The organism is Microcoleus sp. Pol12A5, from assembly GCF_036701435.1.
Lineage (GTDB): Bacteria > Cyanobacteriota > Cyanobacteriia > Cyanobacteriales > Microcoleaceae > Microcoleus.
Map to the genome: position 1 here is coordinate 63,435 of NZ_JAUBQU010000001.1, position 25,103 is coordinate 88,537.

The following is a 25,103-nucleotide window of genomic DNA, read 5'->3' on the forward strand; positions in this document are numbered from 1 at the left end:
AGGTTATGATTTATAACATAGAAAGTATTATTTAATTTTACCTAGATTATAGCTTCTACATTTTGCAGAAATTATGTCTCAATTAAGCGAGAGTAAAGTAAAAAGTTGAACCTTGCTCCGGTTCCGATTCCACCCAGATACATCCGCCGTGAAGTTCCACAATCTTTTGACAAATTGCTAAACCAATACCTGTTCCCGAATATTCTCTTTGAGTATGCAAGCGCTGGAAAATTTGAAAGATACGTTTTTGATGCTGGGGAGCAATCCCAATTCCATTATCTGAGACAGAAATTAACCAGTTTTCCTCCTGTTTGCAAGCGGTAATATGAACCACAGGCGGTGCATCGTGGCGATATTTAATCGCATTGCTGATTAAATTTTGAAATAGCTGTACGAGTTGAGAAATATCCCCCATTACCGCAGGTAATTCGCTGTATGTGACAACGGCTTTAGTCTCACGGATCGCCCCTTGCAGGTTCGCGAGTGCTTGCTCGACTGCGTGATTGCAATCTATCAGTTCAAAAGGTTTCCGACTCCGGCCAACGCGCGAATATTCGAGTAAATCGTCAATTAAAGTTTGCATTCTGGTGCAGCCCTGAACGATATTGCCGATAAACTTACTACCTTGGCTGTCGAGTTGGTCTTTATAGCGTTTTTCTAAAAGTTGAGCGTAACTGGCAATGGTTGCTAAAGGCGCTTGCAAGTCATGAGAAGCCACATAAGCAAATTGTTCTAGTTCTGCATTTGAACGTGCTAATTCTTGGTTAGATTTTAATAGAGCAGATTCAGCGCGCTGGCGGTGGGATATCTCTTGTTGGAGTACCAAATTTTGCTCTTGCAGAGCTTTTTCTACAGCGCGCCGGGTGCTGATTTCTTGTTGCAAAATTTGATTTTTCTCCTGAAGAGTTTTTTCTACTGCTAAGCGACTCGTGATTTCTTCTTGCAGCAGCATATTTTGTTCTTTTAGCTGCTTTTGTAAATTCCGTAGGCTGAGGTGACTTTCGATGCGGGCGAGAACTTCTTCAAACTGAAAGGGCTTGCTGATATAGTCAACAGCTCCCACAGCAAATGCGTTTACTTTGTCAAATACTTCATCTTTAGCGCTGATAAAAATTACCGGGATTTCGCGAGTTTTTGCTTCTAGTTTCAAGTGCTGACAGACTTCGTAGCCGTTCATTTCCGGCATCATTATGTCGAGCAAAATCAAATCGGGTGGATTAGAATTGCAGGCTCTTAGAGCCATTTTTCCGTTAATCACGCAGCGGGGGGTGTAGCCCCTCTGAGTCAACATCGTAGACAACAGACGCAGGTTTTCTGGTGTATCGTCTACTACTAAAATGTTTCCTAACGGCGTCCCTGGTTGGTGATTGTTCATTAAATTATTTCCCAGTTCCTCTTTTATTCACAAAAAATGTTTGCAGCTATTTTATTTAGGACTTACGGAAAACACCCGGTTTTTAGTAGGAATATTGGGGAAATAAAACGAGGAATCCGCTCAGAAACCGGGTGTTTAGCCGTTTGTGAACAAGCAAGTCCTGTTATTATTCCTTTACCAATTCTCAAATCCCCAGCAGCAGAGTCAAAGCATTATTGTCCCAAGTCAATCCTTTGTCTAAAACGTTAAATCCCGCGACTTTGCACATAGCTTCTAAAGCAGTAGCTGTAGGCAGCCACCAGCACGCCGCAAAGTTGTTCATGTCAAAAACTGCTTTCTCAGTTATCCCTATAAGTTGGTTGTTGTTGATGTATGTCCGCCAATAAGCTGTTAAAATAGCTCGTTCTGCGTCGTCCAAAGCGGGAATAAACATTACTCCAGAAGCGGGAATTTCATAGCGTCCCAACTCATTTTCTATCACTTCTTGAGTAATAGCTGAAGTGAAAATTAAATGCTCGCGAGTTATCTGACGCAAAGCAACTAAAATCTGCAACGGATGGGGGTGATGGTACAAAACTCCTGCACAGTGAACTACATCGTAAGGCTCGCCAATGTCTGCAAGCTGAATCTGAGTGATATCTTGATTGATACAGTCATAATTAGCAATATTTAAACTTGTCATGCGATTGTGAAAATCTTGCCACCAGTGCATGGATGCCGGCATGGCATCAATCATTGTCAGAGAAACTGCACCGTATTTGCTAGCTACAGAAACTTTTTCGCTGACAGTTCCCCACAAGCCACCGACTTCTGCAAAAGTCTTGCCTTGGGCGACTCGGGCAATGTAACGATCGCGAATATCCTTAGCTTCTAACTCTAATAATAGAGTAGATTCCCCTGTTTGACGCTGTTTTTCTAAAATCTCCTCTAATTTTTGGGAGATTTCTGGATCTTTGGGTCTAATTTCTAATGCCATCAAGTACAACATTATGGCTTCGTTACGCCGATCGCTCTCAGCAAACTTTTGGGCGATTTCGCAGTAAAATTCAGGAGGGTGCAGCGGCTGCATTTCGTGGTGATAGTAGCTAGTTGCTAGATCTGAATCTACCGGAGTTCTTTTAATTAGAGCCTTACCTAACTTCATGTAAATTTTCGGTAGAGACGGGTCGATTTTAAGCGCACAAAGGTAGGCAGAAACAGCATCGTTCCATTCGTGACTTTCACTCAAAGCATCGCCTAAATTGTAATAAGACCAAGAAATACGGGGATTAAGTTCAATAGCACGTTGATAAGCGCTAGCTGCGGCTTTCCACTGTTGAGTTTTTAACAGCACTTCTCCTAAATTGTGGTAAGTCCAAGAGAATTCTGGATTGAGTGCGATCGCCCGCCGATAAGCTAGTGTTGCTGGTTCAAACTTTTGAAGTTTAACTAAAGTCAAAGCTAAGTTATAATGAGACCAAAATAAATCTGCATTTAGGGCGATCGCCCGTTCGTATGCAGCCTCAGCTTCTGACCACTTTTCTAGTTTAAAAAGAGCATCTCCTAACTTGTGAAAAGCTGCGAAGAAATTCGGGTCTACTTCAGTAGCGCGCTGGTAAGCCGCAGCGGATTCCGACCATTGCTCTAATCGATCGCAAGCTGCACCGATGCTGTAGTAAGACCAAGAATAATCCGGGTTAATTTCAACAGCCGTGCGGTAGGCTATCGCAGCTTCTTGCCATTTTTCTAAATTGAGCAGCACGCTGCCTAAGTTGTAGTATGACAAAAAAGAATTGGGATTTAAATCAATACTTTTTCGGTAGGCAGCCTCCGCTTCGCGCCAGAGATCCTTAGCTTGCAAAACATTTCCTAATTTGTAATGAAGCTCCGAAATATCCGGCTGGAGTTTAATCGCTTTGCGATAGTTAACAATAGCTTCGTCCCACTGTTTCAAGTCGCTAGCAGCTTCTGCTATTTTGCAATAAGCTTCGCAACAACTCGGGTTTAAAAAAATGGTGCGATGGTAACAAACTAGCGCTTTTTCAGGCTTATTTTGGCTCAGCAAAGTATTACCTAAATCGAGATATTCTTCTGCTGTTTCTATCGGTTCCACGATCAGTGCTTGATACCAACAGTCTGCTGCTTCTTCAGCTTGACCGACTTGAGTAAATATCCGGCTTAAATTACGGTAAAATCCTGCAAAGTTTGGTTGCAGGGAGATGGCTTTTTGGTAACAGGCGATCGCCTCTTGCCACTGTTCCAAAGTAGCGCTGAGAGTGCCGAGGTTAGCAAAAGCTTCGGCAAAATCGGGTTGGTGGGCGATCGCAACTTTATACCAATACCTTGCGTCTTCTAGTTTACCCTGAGCTTGCAGCGCTTTCCCCAAGGTCTTGCAACTCTCTGCAGAGTTGGGTTCAGATGCCAAAACTTGTTGGCAAAGTGCGATCGCTCGCTCGAAGTTGCCTGTAGCTAAATAAAGTTCTGCCTGTTGCTGAAAATTCACCTGCGCTGTTTCCGAATTCATTTTTTATTTTCCTTTTGAGTAATGATTCCCTGTAAAATTATATGCTACACTTTGCCAAAGTTCAAGCTTTTGTAAGTAGATCTACCGAACACAAAATAATGCTGAATGTCCGGCACATTAATCTAAACTAGATAATCATAGGTTAACAGCGAGCTAAATAATGTCAACAGTCAATCAAACACCGCTCATCAGCGTAATTATACCTGTATATAATGGCGATCGCTACATCGTACAAGCGGTAGAAAGCGCCCTATGTCAAACTTTTACTAACTTGGAGATTATAGTTGTAGACGATGGTTCGACAGATCGCACGCAGCAAGTATTGCAGCCTTATTTTGACAAAATTCGCTATATATACCAGGAAAATCAAGGAGTAGCAGTCGCCAGAAATATTGCTTGCCAACTAGCGCAAGGCGAGTTTTTGGCATTTCTAGATGCCGATGACTATTTCCTACCATCCAAGCTAGAGAAACAACTAGCTTGCTTTGACGCTGACCCCACCTTAGATATGGTGCAAACAGGTTGGTCGATCGTCGATGAAAACGGGCGAGAGATTTCTGCTGTCAAGCCTTGGCAGCAAGCGTCTAAATTAGATTTAGAAAGCTTTATTCTATATAAATGCGTGCGGCCGAGTGCGATAATGCTGCGCCGAAAGTGGTGGGTAAAATTGGGCGGTTTTGATTCTCAGTTTCCACTAGCAGAAGATTTAGACTTTGCCTTGCGTTTAGCTTTAAAGGGGTGCAAAGCAGTTTGGTTAGAAGAAACACTTACCTGTTATCGCCAGCACAATTCTAATCTCATGTCAATCGGTTTTCGCGTAATGAAGAATATAGAAATAGTGATGAAAAAATTCTTCGCTAGACCCGATTTGCCTCAGTCAATCCAGAAGTTAAAAAACCCAGAACGCTATCAATGCTTAAAGTGGCTGGCATGGCGGATGTATCGCGACGGTCATCTAGCAGAGATGGCACAGTGTTTAGAAGAGTCATTACAACATACGCCTTTTTCGCCAACAAAAACAGTTTTGAATTGGCTAGAAAGTTTTCAGATGGCTTCGGAAGAATATGGTGAAAATTTTGACGCTTATTCGCTGAGTACGTTAGCGGAATGGCAAGAGATAATTCTGATGGTGATGACTAATCCACCCCAATCTCAACAGAGTTCTATTCCCACAGCTTCACCAGCGCGTGAAGCGAAGCTACCCCGTAGGGAAACGCACATTCTACTCTACAACACCGACGATCCGGGCGTGGGAGGATTAGCGCAGTATAATCATGCCATTCTTTGTCAGTTAGCCTTGTTAGGCTATCGAGTCACTTGCGTGCAAACCAAACATTCTAGCCCCTTGCTGGAGCGAGAACGAGAGTTAGGTATAGAGCATTTGTGGCTGGATTTTAGCGGCCATAAAGATTTACAGCGGGTGTTAAGAAATACTCAGGATGCACGAGAGCTTTTTGCTAGCAATCAACCGGATATGATTATTTTTAGCGATGGTTGGCCCTTTTCCAATTTTGCAGCTAAACAGGTAGTTATTGAAATGGGAATACCATACATGATGGTGATTGGGTTAGTTATGCCAGAACACGCAACTTTTGCCTGCGGGGATGTAGTGCCTTATGTAGAAGGAGTGCTCTACCACTGCCTGCAAGCTAGAGCCTTGATTGTTGGCGCTTACGAACATTTGAATTTATTATGCCAAGATTTCAAGTTGCCAAAAGAGCGAGGACAAGTGATTTATTTGGGACGTTCTCCCAAATATTTTGCACCTCCTAATGCTGCGGCTCGTCAACGCCTGCGACAAGAAATAGACATTCCTGAAGATGCGATTGTCTGTTTCACATCGGCTCGATTGGCATCGATTAAAGGGCATCGATATCAGATCGAAGCAATCAAGCAGTTGCAGCAGTCTCCTGTGTGGTCTAAACTGTATTTTGTGTGGGCAGGAACTGGTGAGGGAAGCGCTGACAATGTAGAAATAGAATTGAGGAAAACTATTAAAGAGTTAGAGGTGAGCGATCGCGTAAAGTTGATCGGACAGCGCTGGGATATCCTAGATTGGCTTGATGCTAGCGACATATTCATTTTGACTTCTCTGGCAGATGCAGCGCCTTCTCTTGCAGTCATGGAAGCGATGGCTAAGGGATTGCCGATAGTTGCAACGGCTGTGGGCGGTATTCCTGAAGGGCTTGGCGATACTGGGAAATTGTTGCCCGATCCGAATACCGATCCAGAGGGAACCGCGAGGGAATTGGCGAAAACTGTAGAAGCTTGGGCGATGAATTCAGAATTGCGCCATCAAATCGGTCAAGCTTGCAAGCAGCGGGCAGAGAAACTATTCAAAGAGGAACGGATGTTGGCAGAGTCGATGGAGGCGATCGAAAAAGCTTTAGTTTGCGATGATAACCAAACAGATCAATTTGTTGCTCAAAAAGAGGTTCAGAGGTCAATAACGAAGATAGAAAGCCGGGTGCATTACAGCTCTTTAGTGTGGAATGCTTGGCAGGCTTACTGTCAAGAAGATCTAAGCAGAATGCAGAAGTCGCTTCAAGAATCTTTGAAGTACACACCTTTTTTGACTACAGAAACGCTATTAAACTGGGTCGAATATTTTGGCAATTTTTCGTCAGCTAAAGGGCATAATTTAGATACATATTCTCTAATTAATTCAGCAGAATGGCAACAATTAGTCGAGGAAGTACAGGGAATTGAATCTGTATTTTATGCACGCTAAAATACCAGATTTACCTTTCAAATTCGGATTGCTGTCAGCAGTACAATTGTATCTGCCTTCTGCCTTCTGCCTTACCTCCGTTACCTCCGTTACCTCCGTTTCCGAATCAGTTACCGAACCCTTCCTTATCACCGATAAAACTCATGTCAATGGCAAATCCGACACCGCGAGTAAGTGTAATTATTCCAGCATATAATGGATCTCGCTACATCGCGCAAGCGGTAAAAAGCGTCATCAGCCAAACCTATAAAAACTGGGAAATTATCGTCGTAGACGACGGCTCAACCGACGACACCCGCCAAGCATTGCAGCCTTATGTTGAAAAAATTCGCTATGTTTATCAGGAAAACCAAGGAGTAGCTGCCGCCCGCAACCGAGGAATTCAGGAATCCCGATGTGAATTAATTGCTTTTTTAGATCAAGATGACTTTTTATTGTCAGATAAGTTAGCTGGACAAGTTGCGTTATTTGACGCTCAGCCATCATTAGGAATTGTTAATAGTGGCTGGCGAATGATTAAAGAGCAAGGCGAAAGTATTTTCGATGTCAAACCCTGGGAATATTTGCCTCAGCTAGACTTAAAAACCTGGATTGTTTATCTGCCACTACTTCCCAGTGCGATGATGTTTTCGCGGCAGTGGCTGGAACGAGTCGGTGGCTTTGATTCTCAGTATGATTCAGTAGATGATGCCGACTTAATCTTGCGTTTAGCACTATCTGGCTGCGAAGCTGCTTGGTTGCCTGAAGTGACAGTATGCTACCGCCAGCACGGGCAAAATGTGTCCATTCAGAGAGCGCTAAAACAGGCAAACCTTTGTATTAAATTAAAGCAAAATTTCTTCAGTAGAGCCGACTTGCCAGAGGACATCCGCCAATTAGAAAAGCAGGCGTTGTATGAAGCTCTGACATGGATGGCGTGGCAACTTTACTACAGCGGCTATCCGGCAGAAATGACTGAGTATTTGCAAAAATCTTTAGATTATACCCCGTCCTCGCTGACACTAACTATAATAGATTGGGTAAAGCGCCTTATCGGAATTTCTAACACCTACGGCTGCCCAATTGATGGCATGGCTCTCAGAAAAATACCCGAATGGAAACAGTTAATGGGTAGTATCATTCCTCCCAAAAAAGTGCGCGTCAGTGTCATTATCCCGGCTTACAACTGCGAGCGCTACATTGTCAGAGCCATAGAGAGTGTTCTCAGCCAGACTTATGAAAACTGGGAAATTATCGTCGTAGACGACGGTTCAACTGACAACACGCGCCAAGTTTTAGCACCTTACCTCGATTTAATTCAATACATCTATCAAGATAACCAAGGAGCAGCAATTGCTCGAAATCATGCTTGTAAGTTAGCAAAAGGGGAATTTTTAGCTTTTCTCGATGCTGACGACTTCTTCTTACCAGAAAAACTAGAAAAACAAGTAACTTGCTTTGACGCTGATCCCACATTAGATATGGTGCAAACAGGTTGGGTTATTGTTGACAAAAACGAGAAAGGCATCTATGGAGTAAAGCCTTGGGAAGGAGCACCAAAATTAGATTTAGAAAGTTTTGTTTTGTACAAATCAGTGCGTCCCAGCGCCATGATGCTGCGGCGAGAGTGGTGGGAACGCTTGGGCGGTTTCGATCATCGCTTGCCGCCAACCGAAGATTTAGATTTTGTGCTACGTTTAGCTTTAAAAGGCTGCAAGTCAGTTTGGTTAAAAGAGATATTAACCTGCTATCGTCAGCACGACAGCAATATCATGTCTAACGGCTCCAAATTAATGAAAAATACGGAAATTTTGATGGAGCAATTTTTTGCTCGGCCAGATTTACCTCAGCACATCCGCGACTTGAAACGCGCGGAACGTTACAAGTGTTTCGTATGGATAGCATGGCGGATGTATCGCGACGGATATTTGGCAGAAATGGTCGAATGTCTGGAAAAATCTCTGCATTACACTAATCTGACAGGTACTGAAACTGTTTTTAATTGGTTGGAAACTTTTAAGGGAGTTTCGGAACAGTACGGCTACCACTTTGATGCCTATGCTTTAACCAATTTACAGGAATGGCAAGACATAGTGGCGATCGCAGCGAACAATCCTTATCAGTTTCAATCGGCTCCCAGTTCGACTTCTCGGCAGCCAAGACAGCACGTACTCTTGTACACAGAAGATTCAGGAGTCGGCGGATTGGCTCAGTTCAACCACTCGCTGATGTGTAAATTAGCTGCGGATGGCTACCGAGTTACCAGCGTTCAAAGTCAAGCTTCTAACCCTTTAATTACCGAACAAAAACAGCTAGGTATCGAACATATTTGGCTAGAGTTCGACACGATGAAAGAGTTTTTGCGAATAGCTTACAATTTAGATGACGCTCAAAAGATTTACGCCCAGGCTCGACCGGATTTAATTATATTTAGTGACGGGTGGCCGATGGCTAACTTTGCCGCAAAACAAGTTGCGATCGAGCAAAATATACCGTACATAATCAGTTTGGGTTATATCAATCGCAATTATGAAACTTTCGATCGCGGCGATCAAATTCCCTATTTCGATGCAGTTGCCTACCAGTACATGGTAGCCAAAGCAGCAGTAGCTGTTTCCCACGAGAATTTAAACTTGTTCCAAAGTCTATTTAAAGTGCGTCTAGAACGGGGAAAAGTAATCTATTATGGCAGACCAAATAGTTATTTTGAGCCTCCGAATCTTTCCACTCGCCAACGCCTGCGTCAAGAACAAGGAATCCCCGAAAATGCTGTTGTTTTTTTTACGGCGGCGAGATTGACTCCAATTAAAGGATATCAGTATCAATTGCAGGCGATCGCCCAATTGAAAAATCGTCCAATTTGGTCCCAAATTTACTTTGTTTGGGCCGGGCCTGGGTCTACTACTCACGACAATCTGGAACCTGAATTAAGAGCAACTGTGAGCCAATTGGGAGTAGAAGAACAGGTTAAATTCTTAGGACAGCGCTGGGATATTGCCGATTGGCTAGACGCCAGTGATATCTTTATTTTATCTTCCGAAGCTGAGGGAATGCCACTAGCGATTATGGAAGCAATGGCGAAAGGATTGCCCGTAATTGCCACAGCAGTCAGCGGTATTCCCGAAGAATTGGGAGACACGGGAAAGCTACTGCCCGATCCTACAATCGATCCAGCAGGAACAGTAAAAGAGTTAATAGAAACGGTCGAAATATGGGCCGAAAATCCCGAAGCGCGCAGGCTTGCAGGACAAGCTTGCAAAGCGCGAGCTCAAGAACTATTCAAAGAAGAACGAATGCTTCGGGAATATGGAGAAATAATTGAACAGGCATTTGTAAGTGATGAGAGCGACAGTTTCTCTATAAGTCCGAAACTCCAAAAGCAGGTACAGCAAGTTGATAGCCTGCTGAAATACTATTATTTAGTGTGGAAAGCTTGGGAGGCTTACGAGCGGGGAGATATGTACGAGATGGTGAATAATTTGCAATCTGCTTGGGCTTGCACACCTTATTTTACCACAGAAACTATCTTTGATTGGGTGAAAAATTTTGGTATTTTCGCTGCGGAAAAAGCAGTTCCGTTCGATACCAACGAGCTGATTAACTCCAGCTCCTGGCAACAAGTGATAGAATCAATACAGAGTTTTGAAGTGTTGTCATCTGTTCGTTAAAACTGAGTTCTAGCAGCATTCTCAGGAACGGGCAAGATGCCCATTCCACCAAACACCAACCAAAGAAAAATATGCAACTTAAATTCAATTTCCCACGTATTCATAGACTGCTGCCAATTGGTTTAGCTATTGTCACTGTTCTGTTAATAGCCTATTTGGGACAGGCAAAAGCGATCGCCCAACTGCGATCGAACGTGACAGTAGATTTTGGACAGCCTGCCACCGGTACAATTTCCATGAGTGGCATCCTGCACGGAATCGACACTGCCAAACCGCCGGATAGCTCGATAAAACCCTTACAGCCCAAACTTTGGCGGGCCGGGAGACTCGATATTTACGATCGAGTAATCGCCAGCGGAGCCGAGTTTCAGTTAGTAGTTAGCGACTTGTGGGGCTACGGTAGCAATCCCAATGGCTGGCCATATCAAAATTACCCCGCGTGGGAAGCATTCATCCGACAGTTAGCCCAGCAAAATAAAGGCAAAAAAATTATTTGGGATGTATGGAATGAACCAGATTTGAAAGATCCATTTTGGAAGGGAAGCAGAGAACAATTCTTTGAAACTTACAAAAGAGCTTACAAAATCTTGCGGGAAGAATTGGGACCGTCAGCGATGATTGGCGGGCCGAGCCTCGGCCGCTACAGCAAAGAATATCTCGCCGCTTTTTTGGATTACTGCAAGGCTAACAAACTTGAAGTAAACTTCCTCTCATGGCACGAACTTAACGACACGATGATTTTATTTGTTGACGATCACGTAATTGAGGCTAAACGCAATTTTCAGCAAAGTCCCTCTTACAAGGAACTGAAATTGCAAAAAATTTACGTCAATGAAATTGTGGGGAACTTAGCGCAGTACCAGCCGGGAGAAATCTTAGGTTATTTGTATAACTTAGAGTATGCAAAAGCTGACGGTGCTTGCAGAGCTTGTTGGGAGAGCAAAGGGCCAAATAAAGTTAGCAATTGCTTCAACAATACGCTGAGTGGGATGGTCACGCCTAATAATTTTGAACCGAGAGCAGCTTGGTGGACATACAAAGCTTATGCTGAGGGAGTTAATTCGCGGGTGCGGAGCTGGTCAAATAACAATCGCCTTGTCGCTTTAGCCAGCAAATCAAATTCGGAAGGTAAAGCACAGATACTTTTAGGTTATTTCGATCCCAATTTTTCCTCAGCAACAACGGTAACATTAAGCCTCGGAAATTTGGAGCAGCTTGGTATTCAAAGAGGTCAAAAAATAACTCTAAAATTAGAGAAAATTCCCAACAATCAAGAAGGAGCAGTGCCACAGCTTGTCACCGTTAAAGAAGAAAGTTTTTCGGTAGGTAGCGGCAGCTTGGCTTATGTTATCCCTAATTTAAACGTCCACGAAGGCTACTTATTGACGGTTAGTAAGTGAGCTAGCTATCCTATTGAATTGGGGACAAGTTGTAGGGACACGGCACGGCCGTGTCCTTATAAATATATAGCCGTGTTCTTACAAATATATATATTTTAACTGGGATTATTCAAAGATTTTTGCACCGATTCCAACCACCCTCGGACTGTTTGATTTTCGGATTGGGGGTCGTAGTAACACCCTAATTCATCGAGGATGAATGCTTCTAAATCGGCTGGGGCGATCGGCATTTCTAGCAATTGGCTGAGTTCTTGCGATGCAGCTTCAACACTTTCGGGTGGTTCGCTGCTGCGGTAGTTGTTCACTACATCACTGGGAGTGTCAGCTTCTAAAGGCCAGTCTTGGTGAAAGTAGGAACTGAAAAATTGGGTTAAATGAGGAAATTGATCGATCATTGGGGATAAGCTGTGAGAATAAAGTATCCGGGAGGTAATTTGGCGCTGCGCTGGAGGACGATTCTCAGGCTAGTTGTCGAAGTTGCTTTGGATGCTCGGCGACGCAGAGTAATGCCAATGATTCTGTTGGCATTGTAGTCGATCGTATAACGATTGCCTCGACTTTTCACCCAGGAGTCGATCGCACTTTGATTTCTGTTCATTGCTTCTGCAATAGCCGCTTCGGCGACAGAACGATCGGTAAAAGAAGATGCTGCAGAAATTCTTGTTTCGCTTGCGAGTCGCTGTGCTAGTTGTGCTTCTGTTTTACCAACGTGTCTCTCTAAAGTGTGCCCTCCTGCTGATTCGTGAAATTCTAATCCGCCGCCCGGTATGTTCGGAACAAAAGCTAGGGTGGTTGGTGCTATAGTTGAGCCTTCCGGTGCAACAACCGTGGCGTAAACACCAGGTATTGCCGATTGGAATAATATAATTATTGAGGCGATCGCACAGAGGATACCTAAAAAGTTTTTTAGGCGATCGAGTTGATTTTTCATTGCTGTTGAATCTATTTCTTATATTTAGTATAGGTACTTGCTGTTTTTTTGTCTATGTCTTAATCGACTCTTAGTAAGTTAGAAAATGCGCTGTATTCAAATATACGGTTCGCAGTACCCACCCTACTGCTAGTTAGAAATTGCGCGCAGCATTCAAATACACGCTGCGGTCGCGCGCACCCTAAAATTATTTATAATAGTTCGTGATTTCTGCGGTTTACAAAGCTTCACTCACTATGAGAAAATGTTAATAATTCTTTGAAAAAAATCCTGATGATTGATGATAAGTTACTTTATTATCTTTAAAAATGTGAAAAAATGCAAGTAGTTATCCTAGCAGGCGGTCTCGGTACTCGTCTCAGAGAAGAAACAGAGTTTCGTCCCAAACCCTTAGTTGAGGTGGGGGGGCATCCGATTATTTGGCACATCATGAAGATCTATGCACACTTCGGTTTCCAAAACTTTATTGTGTGCTTGGGCTATCGAGGCAACATGATTAAAGAATATTTCCTCAATTATGAAGCCATGAACAATGACTTTACTATCTGTCTGGGACGCCAAAATACCATCACTTATCACGAGGAACACCTCGAACAAGATTTTAAAGTTACACTAGCTGAAACTGGCGCCGCAAGCATGACAGGAGGGCGGGTAAAACGGATCGAAAAATATATCGATCGCGAGAATTTCATGGTGACATATGGCGACGGAGTAGCTGATGTCAATATTGAGGCTTTAGTCGATTTCCACAAGTCTCATGGTAAGCTGGCAACTGTCACCACATTTCGTCCGATTTCTCGCTTTGGAATTTTGGATGTAGACAGCGATAGCCGAGTAGTTCAATTTTCTGAAAAACCTCAAATCGACGGCTGGATTAGTGTTGGATATATGATATTTAACCGCCGGGTATTTGAGTATTTAGGGGAAGATGATTGTATTTTAGAACAAGAGCCGATGCAGCGTTTGGCTGCAGACGGACAGTTGATGGCTTACCGTCATGATGGGTTCTTCTTTGCGATGGATACTTTTCGAGAATACAAGTATTTAAATGAGCTTTGGGATGAAGGGAAGGCTCCTTGGAAAGTCTGGAAATAAATTAGTTGGGGCGCGAAATTCAATTTCTGCCCCACACAAGTGTGAATAAAAATTACTATAAAATTACCTCATAAATCCGGTGGCTTCGTAGATTTTTCGTGACTTGTCGCAAAAATCGCAGTCACTGGGTTTTTATAGTTCCCTATGAGTGGGAAATCAAACTTTTCTAAATAAGGTAAAACTTACTATAAAATAATTATAAAGAATGGATTCCCAAGAAATTCTCAACAGCACAGAAACTTACCTACAAAAGTGCGTTGCACCCCAGGCGGAAATTATCGACAGCGACTCGAAAGCGCTGAAAACAGCAGTTGCTGGATTAGAAAATCGATCGCTCTTAGCATTGCGAGTTTCCCAAAAATGGGGCGGTGCCGAAATTGCACCGGAGATTTTTTACCAATACCAGGAATTGACGGCTCGATATTCCGGCGCATTGTCTTTCCTGCAAACTCAGCACCACAGCGCAACTGCGATGCTTGCCAACAGCGACAATCAAATGCTAAAAAGAAGATACTTGCCCGCGATTGCCCAAAAAGAGCTACGCTTGGGTATTGGGTTTTCGCATTTGAGGCGATCGGGCAATCCGGCAGTCACCGCAACTCCCACAAAATCGGGGTATTTACTGTCAGGAAAAGTTCCTTGGGTAACAGGTTTTGGCTTGTTTCAAAAGTTTATTGTAGCGGCGGTACTTCCTGACGAACGCTCTGTGTTCGGTTTAGTGCCTTTTGCCAATATTGAACGCGAATCGGGGAAAATAGCTTTTAGCGAAATCATGCAGTTAATCGCCATGAGTTCGACTAATACTGTGACAGCCACTCTCGATAATTGGTTGCTGCATGAATCGGAAATAATTTCAGTTAAACCTGTCGGCTGGATTTCGGAAAACGACAGCAAAAATATACTGAATTTTGTTCCGGGTACTTTTGGCTGTATTCGAGCGGGATTGGATGTAATTGCAGCAGCGGCTGCTGTTAAGAATTCACCTTTGATAGCGGCGGCTTCCCAAAAATTAGAGCAAAAGCTCGATCGGCTAAAACAGAATTTCCCACAATCTCAACATAGCTCGAAAGCAGAACAATTAGGGCTGCGAGCTCAAGCCATTGATTTAGCGGTGCGTTGCGGGCACGCGGCGGTTGCAGTTTCTAGCGGTGCTGCTAACGGTGTGCTACACCCCGCCGGGAGAGTTTACCGAGAAGCTTTGGTGTATACTGTTTCCGGACAAACAAAGGATGTTATGGAAGCAACGCTAGATCGACTAATCGAATTTTAGATTTGAGATTTTATATTGAGAGCGCAGAATGTCAAAAACTTAACTGTATTTAATAAATAATAGGTATATTTAACCTGATGACAAACAACTTCAACTCACATAACTTAAAAACGATTGCCTACAGCCACATTATAGACTTAACCCATGTAATTCATCCCAACATTCCCATCTGGCCCGGAGATCCAGCGACAGAAATTGCCCCAGTAGCTCAAATAGAAACAGACGGGTATTTCCTGCGAAAATTCTCGATGGGCGAACACAGCGCAACTCACATCAACGCACCCAATAGCTTTTATGCAGCAGGCGCCAGCATTGATAGTTATTCCCCGCAGTCGCTAGTTTCCCCTGCAATTACGATCGACATCCGAGAGCAAAGTCTTGCCAATCCCGACTACACTTTAACAATTGATGATATATTGACTTGGGAACGGCAGCACAAACTTATAGAACCGGGAAATCTAGTTTTATTGTATACTGGCTGGCAAGAAAAATGGAATGACGAGAAAGCATTTTTCAACCGAGACGAACGCGGGATTTGCCATTTTCCCGGATTTGGCAAAGCAGCAACTCAATTTTTGCTAGAAGAACGATCAATCGCCGGAATAGGAACCGACACCCACGGAGTCGATACCGGGCGAGATGAAAGTTTTGCGGTTAACAAATTGGTATTGGAAAAGCAGCGAATAGTGCTGGAAAATCTAGCAAATCTAGACTTGTTACCTGCGGCTGACATCACTTTAGTTATCGGAATATTGCCTCTTTTGGGAGGTTCCGGTTCGCCAGTGTCGGTGTTAGCTTTTGTTGCTTGAGGCGGTAAAACTTACATCTTGCACCATTCTTAAGAACGGGCAAGATGCCCGTTCCACAAGAAAATTCACTCTTTGTGGAACAGGCATCTTGCCTGTTCCTAAACAGGTAATTGAGAATGGTGCAATATCTCAAGTAAAATTAGATTGAGAGAAGTCGAGTAAAAACAATTAGATTAATGACAGAACTGCCCAAGGATCTCAACGAGGCGATCGCCCAATCCCGCATTGCCACCGCCGCTGCCCTCTCGGACGGCAAAACTCTACTGCAAGTCGAATTAGTATTTCCAGAAATCGCCCTGCAAGCACAGTCTATCACCTTACAATTTCTCCCAGAATTTGAGGAAATCTACCCCGGAGTAAAAGTCTTTTTTCCCGACACCGGTGCGGCAGCCCTCGCGCGCCGCGACTGGGGAGAAACACCGTTTAAAGTCACTGATTTGGGTAGCAGTCGCACCCCTGTTGAAGATAAAATAGCACCGGAAGATCAACTTTTCCTTTTGATCAATCCAGCAGCCGTAGAAGTTGCCCAAGTCGAAAAAATTTACATAGCTGCGGCCGGTCGCCCAGTAATTCTACTCAACCCGCGCCTGGAAGATGTTGCCACCATAGGTATAGGCTATGCGGGCCGCCAATTGCGCGATCGATTCCTCAGCAAAATTGAATCTTGCTACTATATCAGACCCCTAGACACTGCTGCTTTATTCCGCTGCTACCCTCAACCGTGGCAAGTGTGGCTGGAAACCAACGACGAATACGAACTAATTTCTGAAACCGCCCAAAAACCAGTCGGAGACGATTTAGAGCGCATTTTAGCCGCTTCTCTCCCAAGCGCCGATCCTGACTCCTCCACACCTGCCAAACCTGTAAAAAAGAAAGGTTTTTTGGCAGAACTCCAGACATTCCTCAAAGCTTTGACTCAGTGACAATCGTTAAGGCTCGATCGTCTTTTAGGGTGTGTCAGCTAGGATTATTTTCGACTTAATCCGTCGTCTAATCGCTGATGCACCCTAAAGCGTGAAATAACTCAAAGCTTTGACTCACTAACAGCAGTTGCAGAACCACAATTAACAGCTTGCCTGTGTTTCTATCAGTAGCTACGCAAACAGACACTGGCGAGCTTTACACGACATTTATACAAAGGAGTATAATGGGTGACACCCCTCCACCGTAAAAGAGGGGAGGCAAATAGCAGCAAAATCAGATGCTATAAGCTAGAGATGGGGCTTTTGAGTCAGGGAAGCGGATAAACACAATGGAGCACCGGCGCATTGTTATCGGGGACGTACACGGGCATTACGACGGGTTAATGACCCTGCTAGAGGCACTTGCCCCCAGCTCGAACGATCGCGTCTATTTTTTGGGAGACTTAATCGATCGCGGCCCCAAAAGCGCTCAGGTATTAGATTTTGTGCAGCAAAGCCCATACCAAACTCTGTTGGGCAACCACGAACAACTGATGCTGGAAGCTTTGTCGGGGACGCCGATGGATATGCGAGCGTGGCAATCTTGGCTCTACAGTGGCGGCGATGCGACAGTAGCAAGCTACAGAGATACAGGGATGATGCCGTACAAACACTTAGAGTGGCTGCGATCGCTCCCCACGCACTTGGACTTAGGGGACATCTGGCTGGTTCACGCCGGCGTTGACCCACATCTGTCGATCGATGAACAGTCGATCGAACAACTGTGTTGGATTCGCAGGGAATTTCACACGATGTCGAAACCCTATTTTCCCAATAAATTAATTATCACCGGTCACACGATTACCTTTACCTTTCATGGGGTCAGACCGGGCGAATTAGTCAGGGGCGAAGGGTGGTTGGATATTGACACGGGTGCTTATCATCCCAAAAGCGGTTGGCTGACTGGATTTGACCTCAGCTACCGCAGAGTTTATCAAGTAAATGTATTTAACAATCAAGTCCGAATTTTGCCGTTTGACGAAGTTGTCAGGCAATTGAAGCCGCAGCCGATTGCACCCTCGCAACCTGCGATCGATTCTGTTGTTCAACAGCAGTGTTAAATCAAGTTTTCTTTGTAGGGTATGTCAGCTTAAGTCCGATCTCTTAAATCGAAATTAACTTGCTGCTGACTTACCCTAATAACTGGATTTATTTTTTAACGAACCGCGAAGACGCGAAGATCGCGAAGTAAGAAAAAAGAAGAGAAAATAAGAGAGTGCCTGACTGATTTACATTTGCTACGAACCTAAAAGTCTGCGGATTTCTAGCCTGTAATCCTCATTATTCAAACCTTCACCGCTAGCAAGATCCGGATCGATAGCCTGTGAAATAGCCGCAATGCGATCGCCAGTTGCCGGGTGAGTGCTCAAAATGCTAGGAGGAGAAGGTTTGTCCAGCAACTTTTTCATAAAATCAACCATCCCAGATTGAGCGTAGCCCGCTCGCCCCATAGTTTGCAATCCCAACTGATCGGCTTCATACTCAGCTTGGCGGCTGTGGGGACGGCGCAAAGCCAGTTCCACCCCAATCTGAACCGCCTGAGATCGATCGAGCCCTGTGGCGGAAGCTACACCTGAAGCTATGGCCATTTGACGCATTTGTTTAACCGCGTGGCGAGCATTAATGTGAGCGATTTCGTGGGCGATCACACTTGCCAATTCTGCCTCATTGTCCGCCGCTGCCATCAAGCCTTTATTCACATAAACAAAACCGCCCATAGTTGCAAAAGCATTAATCGTGTCGTCGTCAATGACTTGAAAAGTATAAGGAATATTCGGGCGAGTGCTTTCTTGAGCGAGTCGTTGACCGATGCGGTTGATATATTCTGTAGTGTCCCGATCGCGGTCAATCTTAAACTCGCTGTTCGTTAACTGCTGATTAATTTGTTGACCAATAGCCACCTCTTGTCGATCGGACATATTCGACAATTGAATAACTTGAATGCCCCGAAAAATCAGTTCAGGCAAAGAAAATGCTTGAGTCGGTTCCGGGGAAACCACCCCGATACCCGCAGCCACAATCAGGGACAGAAACAGATAAATCCCCCGGCTGCAAGTATGCCGGCAAGTCAACCAAAAACTTTTTAACATGAGTGATACGTGCCAGAAGTTAGATAAAATTGTAGAAAAAACTTGAAAAGTCACTAAATAGGCAGACGTAATTTGAGGCTGCTTAGTTGCTATTCTAGCTTTTTGTCAATTTTGAACGGCGCCACCAGCTTTTGGGCGATCCAGCCAAGGCCGATCAACCGCCGTTAACTGCCTTCTGGGTTAAGTGCCCCAGTCATGCGGATTTTGGGCGATCGTTGTGGTAATATCTTTTAGCTTCAGGACTTACGCATCAATAAAGTATGTAATTGCCAGCGGTAGCTCAGCAATAGCAGCATCTGTTTTTCATCGATGTCTGCGTAAGTCCTGAGCTTGTAAACATACTCCTGTCGCTATCAGTATAATAGGCGATTTATGAAAATTTTGGATTCTCAAGGCCGGCTGTTCGGCAAACTCAGCATCCTAGACGTAGGTGCCGCTCTAATCGTACTGCTAGTTGCAGTCGGAATCTTCTTCTTTCCCGGCACTTCTGGCGGTTCCGTCGCCCAAGTCGGCACCAGTGTCAAACCTGTAGAAATTGATGCAATTGCGATCGGTCTCAAAGGAACAAACGTTGAAAATTTGTTCAAAGCAGGCGATAAAATCAATGTGGTGATCCGCAATCAACCCTCCGGTCAGATTACCATCAAATCTGTCAAAACTCTCACCAGAACCCTAGCAGTTCCTCAGCCCAACGGCACTCTGAAAGCTCTCCCCGATCCCAGAGAAGAAGAAGCCTTCAGCAAAAATATGATGTTTACCTTAGAGGGAAAAGGTCAACTTACTGAAAATGGTCCGGTTTTAGGTAATACGAAAGTCAAAATTGGCACTACGCTAGAGCTTGAAGGCAACAAGTACATTTTCAACGCCAGCGTTATCGACGTGCGAGTCAAAGAATAATTAGTTGTCAGTTGTCAGTTGACTGTTGACTGTTGTCGGTGGTCATTGGTGTCAAATTCAGACTAAAATTCATGATAAATCTCGCTTATAGCAGAGTCTAGATCCCCCCTAGCCCCCCTTAAGAAAGGGGGGACAAGATTATTGTCAAAGTCCCTCTTATTAAGGGGGATTTAGGGGGATCTAGATTTGGATATAAACGAGAGATACAGCGGTCTTTAGGATTAAGTTGACATCTATGGGTAGTGGGAAATTAATCTTCCTTCTTCCCTCGAACCTGGAACCTCTATCCGTGACATCCGTTTGCATCCGTTAAAAAATCCGTTGCCGAACTTCTTCACCCTTCTGAAAGCAACTTTAAATATTGCCGAATTAAGCCAATCGTGACAGCGGGAATTTCTAACTGCGGAGTCAAACCTACATTTTCCAGAGGTTGAAAAACTTTGATTGCTTCGGGGTTGAGGTTTGCCAACCGCTGGCCGATATCGGGTCCGGTAAACTGCGATTTTTCTCCCCAAATAATCGCTGTCGGTGTTGTTAGCTGAGTGATGTACAGTGACAAATCAAAGCACAAATCTCCCCGCACAAAAGACAGGGCGGCATATTCTGCATTTGGTTCCAAAGCAGATGCGAGGTAAGCATCAACAATTTCTTGGTAAACGCGACGGGAATCGGCAAATTGACGTTGTTCTAGGAAGCTACGGATGCCGCCGTCTGTGGCGATTCCGGTACTGTAGAGCAAGCGATCTAAAATCGGCGTGTTGACTAGCTTAGCGAAGAAACTGCTGCCGTAATCTTGTCCGAAGTCCGACAAACCGCTGGGTATGGTCAAAATTAGGGATTTGAAGAGATCCGGCCGGGCGATCGCAGCTCGAATCGCGATCGCCCCTGTCAGCGAAGAAGCAATCACCTCTGTCGGACTGCCGCAAGTTTTTTCTAGAAATTCGATCAACGTTGTGATATAATCTTCAACCTGATAATTTCTTGCCGGATGTTCCGATCGCCCCCAACCGATTAAATCCGGTGCTAAAATTCGATATTCTGTCGCAAAAGCCGGATAAACTTTCGACCATTCATAGGCACTCGACCCGCCACCAAAACCGTGAAAAAATACTAAGTTTGGTTGCTTTTCCGAAGTTGAGGTCGGCAACCCCATCCAAGGCATTTTTTCAGCAGTGTAGTAAACCATTCTGCCGAGAGAAGTAACTATCGATCGCTGACCGAAGCCGAGGGGTACAAGCATAAACTAACCTCAATCGCTGTTATATTTTAGATTCTTTTCCATCGCCCCGTCTTTGTTTAAAAAACTTGCAAAGCTGGTGGCGTTTTTGTAAAGATTGAGTAATGATTTAAATCTATTTTAGTACAGGTGAAGCGTGAAACTACAGACAGCAAGTAAGTTTTGCGATTTGGGCAATTCGGCTGTGTAGTTATCCTTACCCTTGCAAACTACCGCCGATCGGAGATAATAGCAAAATGATGGGTAAGACCCCTCACCAAAATAGAGTCTGTTCGCCAAACCCGAAAGCAGGCGCTCGGAAAGGAGGACTATTAGAACTCGCTTTCAGGCAGGCGGCAGGTTTGCCGACGCTCGCCAATCACAAATCATTAATCACGATATTTTGCGGAGCAGTGGCTTTTGAGGTCGAAAGTCTTTGTTGGAGGGCGGGCGATGCGGTTTCGATTCCTAATTGCAGGTTTGGCAATCACGGGCCTCGCCGTTATCAATTCCAAAACACAAGAAACAACTAATCTCAGGGAGGTCTACTAAAATGCAACTGCTCAGAAAAAGGGATCGCGAGGGTTTTATGGTTGATGCGAAAAGTCTTCAATCTGACGGGTTGGCAGAGTTTGACACAGCCTGTCGAAGCATGGATTTAAACGGCAAAAAGTCTTTTGTCGCCACTCCAGAACGCTCAGGCGCAGGTTCAGATGTGCGATCGCGCGCCACGGTACCTGCGATCGTCCGCGTAGCTTTAGAAGACTTGAAATGTTTTGAAGTAGTAGAACACCAGTTTGCACATTGGGGGGTGACTTTTAGCAATGCCGTCGCCATCCAACCTTCAAACCCAGCATTTTTCACGGGTTCTGCGGCAACAGTGTTAATGGGGGCCCCGAAAAGCGGACTGATAGAAGTAACTTTTAAGTATCCAGTTCGCTGGGTGTCGGGACTTGTCACCAGTTCGCGACGAACTGTTTTATCTGCTTGTGACATTGACGGCAACCCAATTGTTCAGGATGAAATGCCGGCGCCCAATCTGGTCGGGTCTAATTCTCCGATCGCCCCTAGGGCTCCCCTGCGCGTAAAAGCTCCGAATATTCATAAAATTACTTTTTACGCTTTTGACGGTCAGCTAATAGTCGATGACTTGATTTTTGGATTTTAAAGCCATGCCATAAGTAGCGTCCCAAGTCTGCAAACCTTCGAGAAGGGCATTGCGGACTAAAGCTTCTGGTTCCCGACTCAGCATCAGGCGAAAGCACTCGGCAGCGCGGGAACGGGCGATCGAACTTTTGACGGAGCTCACAGGGCCAAACCCACCCTTATTCACCAAATCGGTCATTTGTCGCACTGCAATCAAACGCTTCACGGGGTCAGCATCAGTCAAATCCGCCAGAATGCGATCGAGCGCCACTTCATCTTTTGCGGCCCTGCGACTCAACCCTTGCCGCAGCAACAGCCCTGCAATTGCGATCGTGCCCAAATTCTGCAAAATCACGCTCAAAGCCATCCAGTGGCTCTCGGAGTCCGCCCAAATCGCCAAACTCATGTAAGCGCCCAAGGTAGCAATGCCGCCCGTACCCACGGCTAAAACGAACCGGCGGTTCGGGCCATCCCAAAATTGCTCGCCTTTCGATCGCAGCAATTGCCAGTCCCACGACTGCCCTCGGTAAACCAGCATCATCGCTGCTATCCCCAAGCCGGTGGAAAACAGTAACTGACTGTTCCACCACCCCCAAACTGCTGCCAGGGTGACAACTGCCAGCCAACCTTTCGATCTAGTCAAATGCTCTAGCAGCCACTTGAGAAGAGCAGTAGAAACCACAGGCGATCGGGCCCAGGAGGTCTTACCATCTGCCCTCCTACGCCTTGTTTCGGCAGTCCGGCCTGTGGCTGTTGGGGTTCCCGGCGGGCGACGATCGTCCGAACTAAATTCCCTCAAAGCTTGGCCATCAGTTATTTCTAAAGACAGGTCGCTCAAGGGGAGATTGCCGAGTTCCAAAGTGCGATCGGACATTTTCACAGGCGATCTATTCAGCTTGGTTGTAGTTTTTTTAACTTGATTCATACTGACTTTTTTGAAAAATAACTTAAAGTTATCTAGCCTTTTTTAGCACTGATTTAGATTCTCGGTAAACAAGAGTCTAAGACTCTATGATACCCGAAATTCAAACCCGTGACGAGTACCGCAACTGCGCGGAATTCCGAGAAATCCTTACCCAAAATAGAGCTATTGAAGATTGTTGGGAAAAGCACCACAGGTTAACAGGGAATATTTCTGCATCACTCTTGAGACAGAATGGCGCTCGGAGTTGGCATGATGGCAAAAAATCGAAATTTTTTAATTTCAGAAAAGAAGGGAATTTTGAGTGATTCAATTCGTCCGCCAAGAAATGCACGAGAAAATTTAGCCTTTTGCCCCCAGGCCCGGACTCTCGCTGCTACCCCGGTGTCAGATGAGGCTGGGTTCAGCTCGATCGCTAGCTGGACAAACCGCAGCCTCTGGGCGGGTCGAGAATCCAGACAGTATTGGTTGATAATTAATAGCAGAAGCATTCCTAAACTGCTAAGATTTTTGAATTAATGGGAGTTGAGTTAATTAAACCGAGTTCTGGCAAAAAGGACTCCCTGATGCTCGTGGGCAGGGGTTAAATGGCGAGAGCATCTCAAGTCTGATAAACTAACCGTCATTCTTGTATAGGCGCGTTCACGCCCGATCGGCAAGATCTGCCAGATATCGCCGCAAAACAGCCCCGACACCTGCATATTATGGTCGATCAACCGGACTAGATAGCAGGAAAGCCATCATCCAGGTTCCAACCCGTAAAGCAGCAAGGCAAACAACCGACCGCGCGATCGTGTTCGGCAAGTGCAGAGGCTGGAAAAACAGCGGCTTTTGACCAAACTCAGACATAACTGCGGCCCCAAAGTGTGTCTGTGGAGGTTAGGCTAGTGAAGAGAAGAAAAGAATAGTTACGATCGAGACTTCATTAGTCTACCTTGTAATTTATTGCTCAGTTGTCAAGCCCAACAGTTTTACATTCTCGCGATGAGCGAGACTCTTGGCACTTCCAACAAGTGGGGAACTCGACCATCAAAGAGCTTGGGTTTGATGGTAAAGCCCTTAGTAATATGTAAACACCTTATTATCGATAACTCGCCGGAACAATCTTGCAAGAAAACCCATGTCTAGTATGCAAAACCAATTCACGGTTCACTTCTGGGGCGTTAGAGGTAGCATAGCGTCTCCCGGGGCAGAAACAGTACGTTACGGGGGCAACACGCCCTGTGTAGAAATGCGAGTGGGTGACAGCCGCCTAATTTTCGATGGCGGTACTGGATTGCGGGTTTTGGGACAAACTCTCCTGTCCCAGATGCCCGTAAAAGCTCATATGTTTTTTACTCACTCTCACTGGGATCACATTCAAGGATTCCCCTTTTTTGTCCCAGCTTTTATTCCTGGGAACTGCTTTCACATCTATGGGGCTATTGCTCCTAATAAGGCTACTATCCAGCAGCGCCTCCACGACCAGATGCTGCACCCCAATTTTCCGGTACCCCTGCAAATTATGGGGGCAGACCTGAAATTTAACGATATAGAAGTGGGCAAACCGCTGGAACTCGGAGAGATTAAGGTGGAAACTGCTTTGTTGAACCATCCGGGGGAAGCTATAGGCTACCGCGTCAACTGGCGGGGGTATGCGGCTGCTTACGTGACTGATACCGAACATTTTCCCGATCGTTTAGACGAAAATGTGCTGTATTTGGCTCAGGATGCTGAGGTGCTGATCTACGACGCTACTTATACCGATGAGGAGTATTATGCCGAGAAGAGCAGCAAGGTCGGCTGGGGACATTCGACTTGGCAGGAAGCAGTGAAGGTGGCAAAGGCTGCTAATGTCAAAAAGTTGGTGATTTTTCACCACGACCCGCTGCACAATGACGAGTTTTTAGACAGGGTGGGAGAACAAGTGGCTCAAAGGTTCCCGAATAGCTTGATGGCGCGGGAAGGTTTGTCGTTACAATTGCTGCCTCCTGATAACGATTTGTCTGAAGCGTCGGTGCAAGCGCCTCAAGTGTCTGTCTGAGGGATTTGAGCTTGTCAGGTGGTTCTGAAATCTCGATCGGTGAAATCTGAAATTTAAGCGAGGGCTGACCTCACTCAAAGACAGAT

General features: G+C 45.1%; 19 protein-coding genes. 11 read left to right on the plus strand and 8 right to left on the minus strand.

The window, feature by feature from the left end; all coding sequences use genetic code 11:
* Positions 1–82: 82 nt before the first annotated feature.
* Entirely contained in the window at positions 83–1,375 is a 1,293-nt protein-coding gene (locus tag QUA45_RS00270; RefSeq protein ID WP_333218840.1) for an ATP-binding protein, read from the minus strand.
* A gap of 184 nt (positions 1,376–1,559) precedes the next feature.
* Complete coding sequence (locus QUA45_RS00275) at positions 1,560–3,878, minus strand: tetratricopeptide repeat protein (RefSeq protein ID WP_333218842.1); 2,319 nt, start codon at positions 3,876–3,878, stop codon at positions 1,560–1,562.
* A gap of 160 nt (positions 3,879–4,038) precedes the next feature.
* On the opposite strand from QUA45_RS00275, the gene QUA45_RS00280 reads away from it, so the two are divergent.
* The 3 genes from QUA45_RS00280 (at position 4,039) to QUA45_RS00290 (ending at position 11,656) form a co-directional block, all read left to right on the plus strand.
* Entirely contained in the window at positions 4,039–6,609 is a 2,571-nt protein-coding gene (locus QUA45_RS00280) for a glycosyltransferase (protein ID WP_333218844.1), read from the plus strand.
* Positions 6,610–6,752: 143 nt separating this feature from the next.
* Positions 6,753–10,256, plus strand: a complete 3,504-nt coding sequence (locus tag QUA45_RS00285) for a glycosyltransferase (RefSeq protein WP_333218846.1) — start codon at positions 6,753–6,755, stop codon at positions 10,254–10,256.
* Positions 10,257–10,327: 71 nt separating this feature from the next.
* Positions 10,328–11,656 (plus strand): GH39 family glycosyl hydrolase, encoded by a 1,329-nt coding sequence (locus tag QUA45_RS00290; protein WP_333218847.1) that lies wholly within the window; start codon positions 10,328–10,330, stop codon positions 11,654–11,656.
* Positions 11,657–11,751: 95 nt separating this feature from the next.
* On the opposite strand, the gene QUA45_RS00295 is transcribed toward QUA45_RS00290, so the two are convergent.
* Positions 11,752–12,051 (minus strand): contact-dependent growth inhibition system immunity protein, encoded by a 300-nt coding sequence (locus tag QUA45_RS00295; RefSeq protein WP_333094907.1) that lies wholly within the window; start codon positions 12,049–12,051, stop codon positions 11,752–11,754.
* On the minus strand, positions 12,048–12,587 hold the full coding sequence (locus QUA45_RS00300) for an RNase A-like domain-containing protein (RefSeq protein WP_333094905.1): 540 nt from the start codon (positions 12,585–12,587) through the stop codon (positions 12,048–12,050). Before QUA45_RS00300 ends, QUA45_RS00295 begins: the two co-directional genes overlap by 4 nt.
* 318 nt (positions 12,588–12,905) lie before the next feature.
* Here QUA45_RS00300 and rfbF point away from each other — a divergent pair, with 318 nt between their 5' ends.
* The 5 genes from rfbF (at position 12,906) to QUA45_RS00325 (ending at position 17,784) form a co-directional block, all read left to right on the plus strand.
* A complete protein-coding gene (gene rfbF, locus QUA45_RS00305) occupies positions 12,906–13,682 on the plus strand; it encodes a glucose-1-phosphate cytidylyltransferase (RefSeq protein WP_333094903.1) in 777 nt (258 codons plus the stop codon).
* 205 nt (positions 13,683–13,887) lie between these two features.
* Entirely contained in the window at positions 13,888–14,952 is a 1,065-nt protein-coding gene (locus QUA45_RS00310) for an acyl-CoA dehydrogenase family protein (protein ID WP_333218849.1), read from the plus strand.
* Positions 14,953–15,029: 77 nt separating this feature from the next.
* The gene (locus QUA45_RS00315) at positions 15,030–15,761 is read left to right on the plus strand and encodes a cyclase family protein (protein WP_333094901.1); all 732 of its coding nucleotides are present in this window, start codon (positions 15,030–15,032) and stop codon (positions 15,759–15,761) included.
* A gap of 176 nt (positions 15,762–15,937) precedes the next feature.
* Positions 15,938–16,684 carry a DUF1995 family protein gene (locus QUA45_RS00320; protein WP_333094900.1) on the plus strand — a complete coding sequence of 249 codons (747 nt, stop codon included), beginning with the start codon at positions 15,938–15,940 and terminating at the stop codon, positions 16,682–16,684.
* A 329-nt stretch (positions 16,685–17,013) separates the two neighbouring features.
* On the plus strand, positions 17,014–17,784 hold the full coding sequence (locus QUA45_RS00325) for a metallophosphoesterase family protein (RefSeq protein WP_333094898.1): 771 nt from the start codon (positions 17,014–17,016) through the stop codon (positions 17,782–17,784).
* 177 nt (positions 17,785–17,961) lie between these two features.
* Here the strand turns inward: QUA45_RS00325 and QUA45_RS00330 are convergent, their stop codons facing one another.
* Entirely contained in the window at positions 17,962–18,813 is an 852-nt protein-coding gene (locus QUA45_RS00330; protein ID WP_333094896.1) for a M48 family metallopeptidase, read from the minus strand.
* A 372-nt stretch (positions 18,814–19,185) separates the two neighbouring features.
* Between QUA45_RS00330 and QUA45_RS00335 the strand changes: the two genes are divergently transcribed.
* Complete coding sequence (locus QUA45_RS00335; protein ID WP_333094895.1) at positions 19,186–19,710, plus strand: DUF4330 domain-containing protein; 525 nt, start codon at positions 19,186–19,188, stop codon at positions 19,708–19,710.
* Between the two features lie 334 nt (positions 19,711–20,044).
* On the opposite strand, the gene QUA45_RS00340 is transcribed toward QUA45_RS00335, so the two are convergent.
* Positions 20,045–20,950, minus strand: coding sequence for an alpha/beta hydrolase (locus QUA45_RS00340; protein ID WP_333066981.1), 906 nt, complete (start codon positions 20,948–20,950; stop codon positions 20,045–20,047).
* A 565-nt stretch (positions 20,951–21,515) separates the two neighbouring features.
* On the opposite strand from QUA45_RS00340, the gene QUA45_RS00345 reads away from it, so the two are divergent.
* Positions 21,516–22,094, plus strand: coding sequence for a hypothetical protein (locus QUA45_RS00345; RefSeq protein WP_333218851.1), 579 nt, complete (start codon positions 21,516–21,518; stop codon positions 22,092–22,094).
* Here QUA45_RS00345 and QUA45_RS00350 read toward each other — a convergent pair.
* Together QUA45_RS00350 and QUA45_RS00355 are read right to left on the minus strand one after the other, a co-directional pair.
* On the minus strand, positions 22,062–22,997 hold the full coding sequence (locus QUA45_RS00350; protein WP_333094893.1) for a hypothetical protein: 936 nt from the start codon (positions 22,995–22,997) through the stop codon (positions 22,062–22,064). The two genes, QUA45_RS00345 and QUA45_RS00350, sit on opposite strands and share 33 nt — an antisense overlap.
* 215 nt (positions 22,998–23,212) lie before the next feature.
* Entirely contained in the window at positions 23,213–23,485 is a 273-nt protein-coding gene (locus QUA45_RS00355; protein WP_333094892.1) for a hypothetical protein, read from the minus strand.
* A gap of 629 nt (positions 23,486–24,114) precedes the next feature.
* Here QUA45_RS00355 and QUA45_RS00360 point away from each other — a divergent pair.
* Positions 24,115–25,017 carry an MBL fold metallo-hydrolase gene (locus QUA45_RS00360; RefSeq protein ID WP_333042449.1) on the plus strand — a complete coding sequence of 301 codons (903 nt, stop codon included), beginning with the start codon at positions 24,115–24,117 and terminating at the stop codon, positions 25,015–25,017.
* Positions 25,018–25,103: the final 86 nt, after the last annotated feature.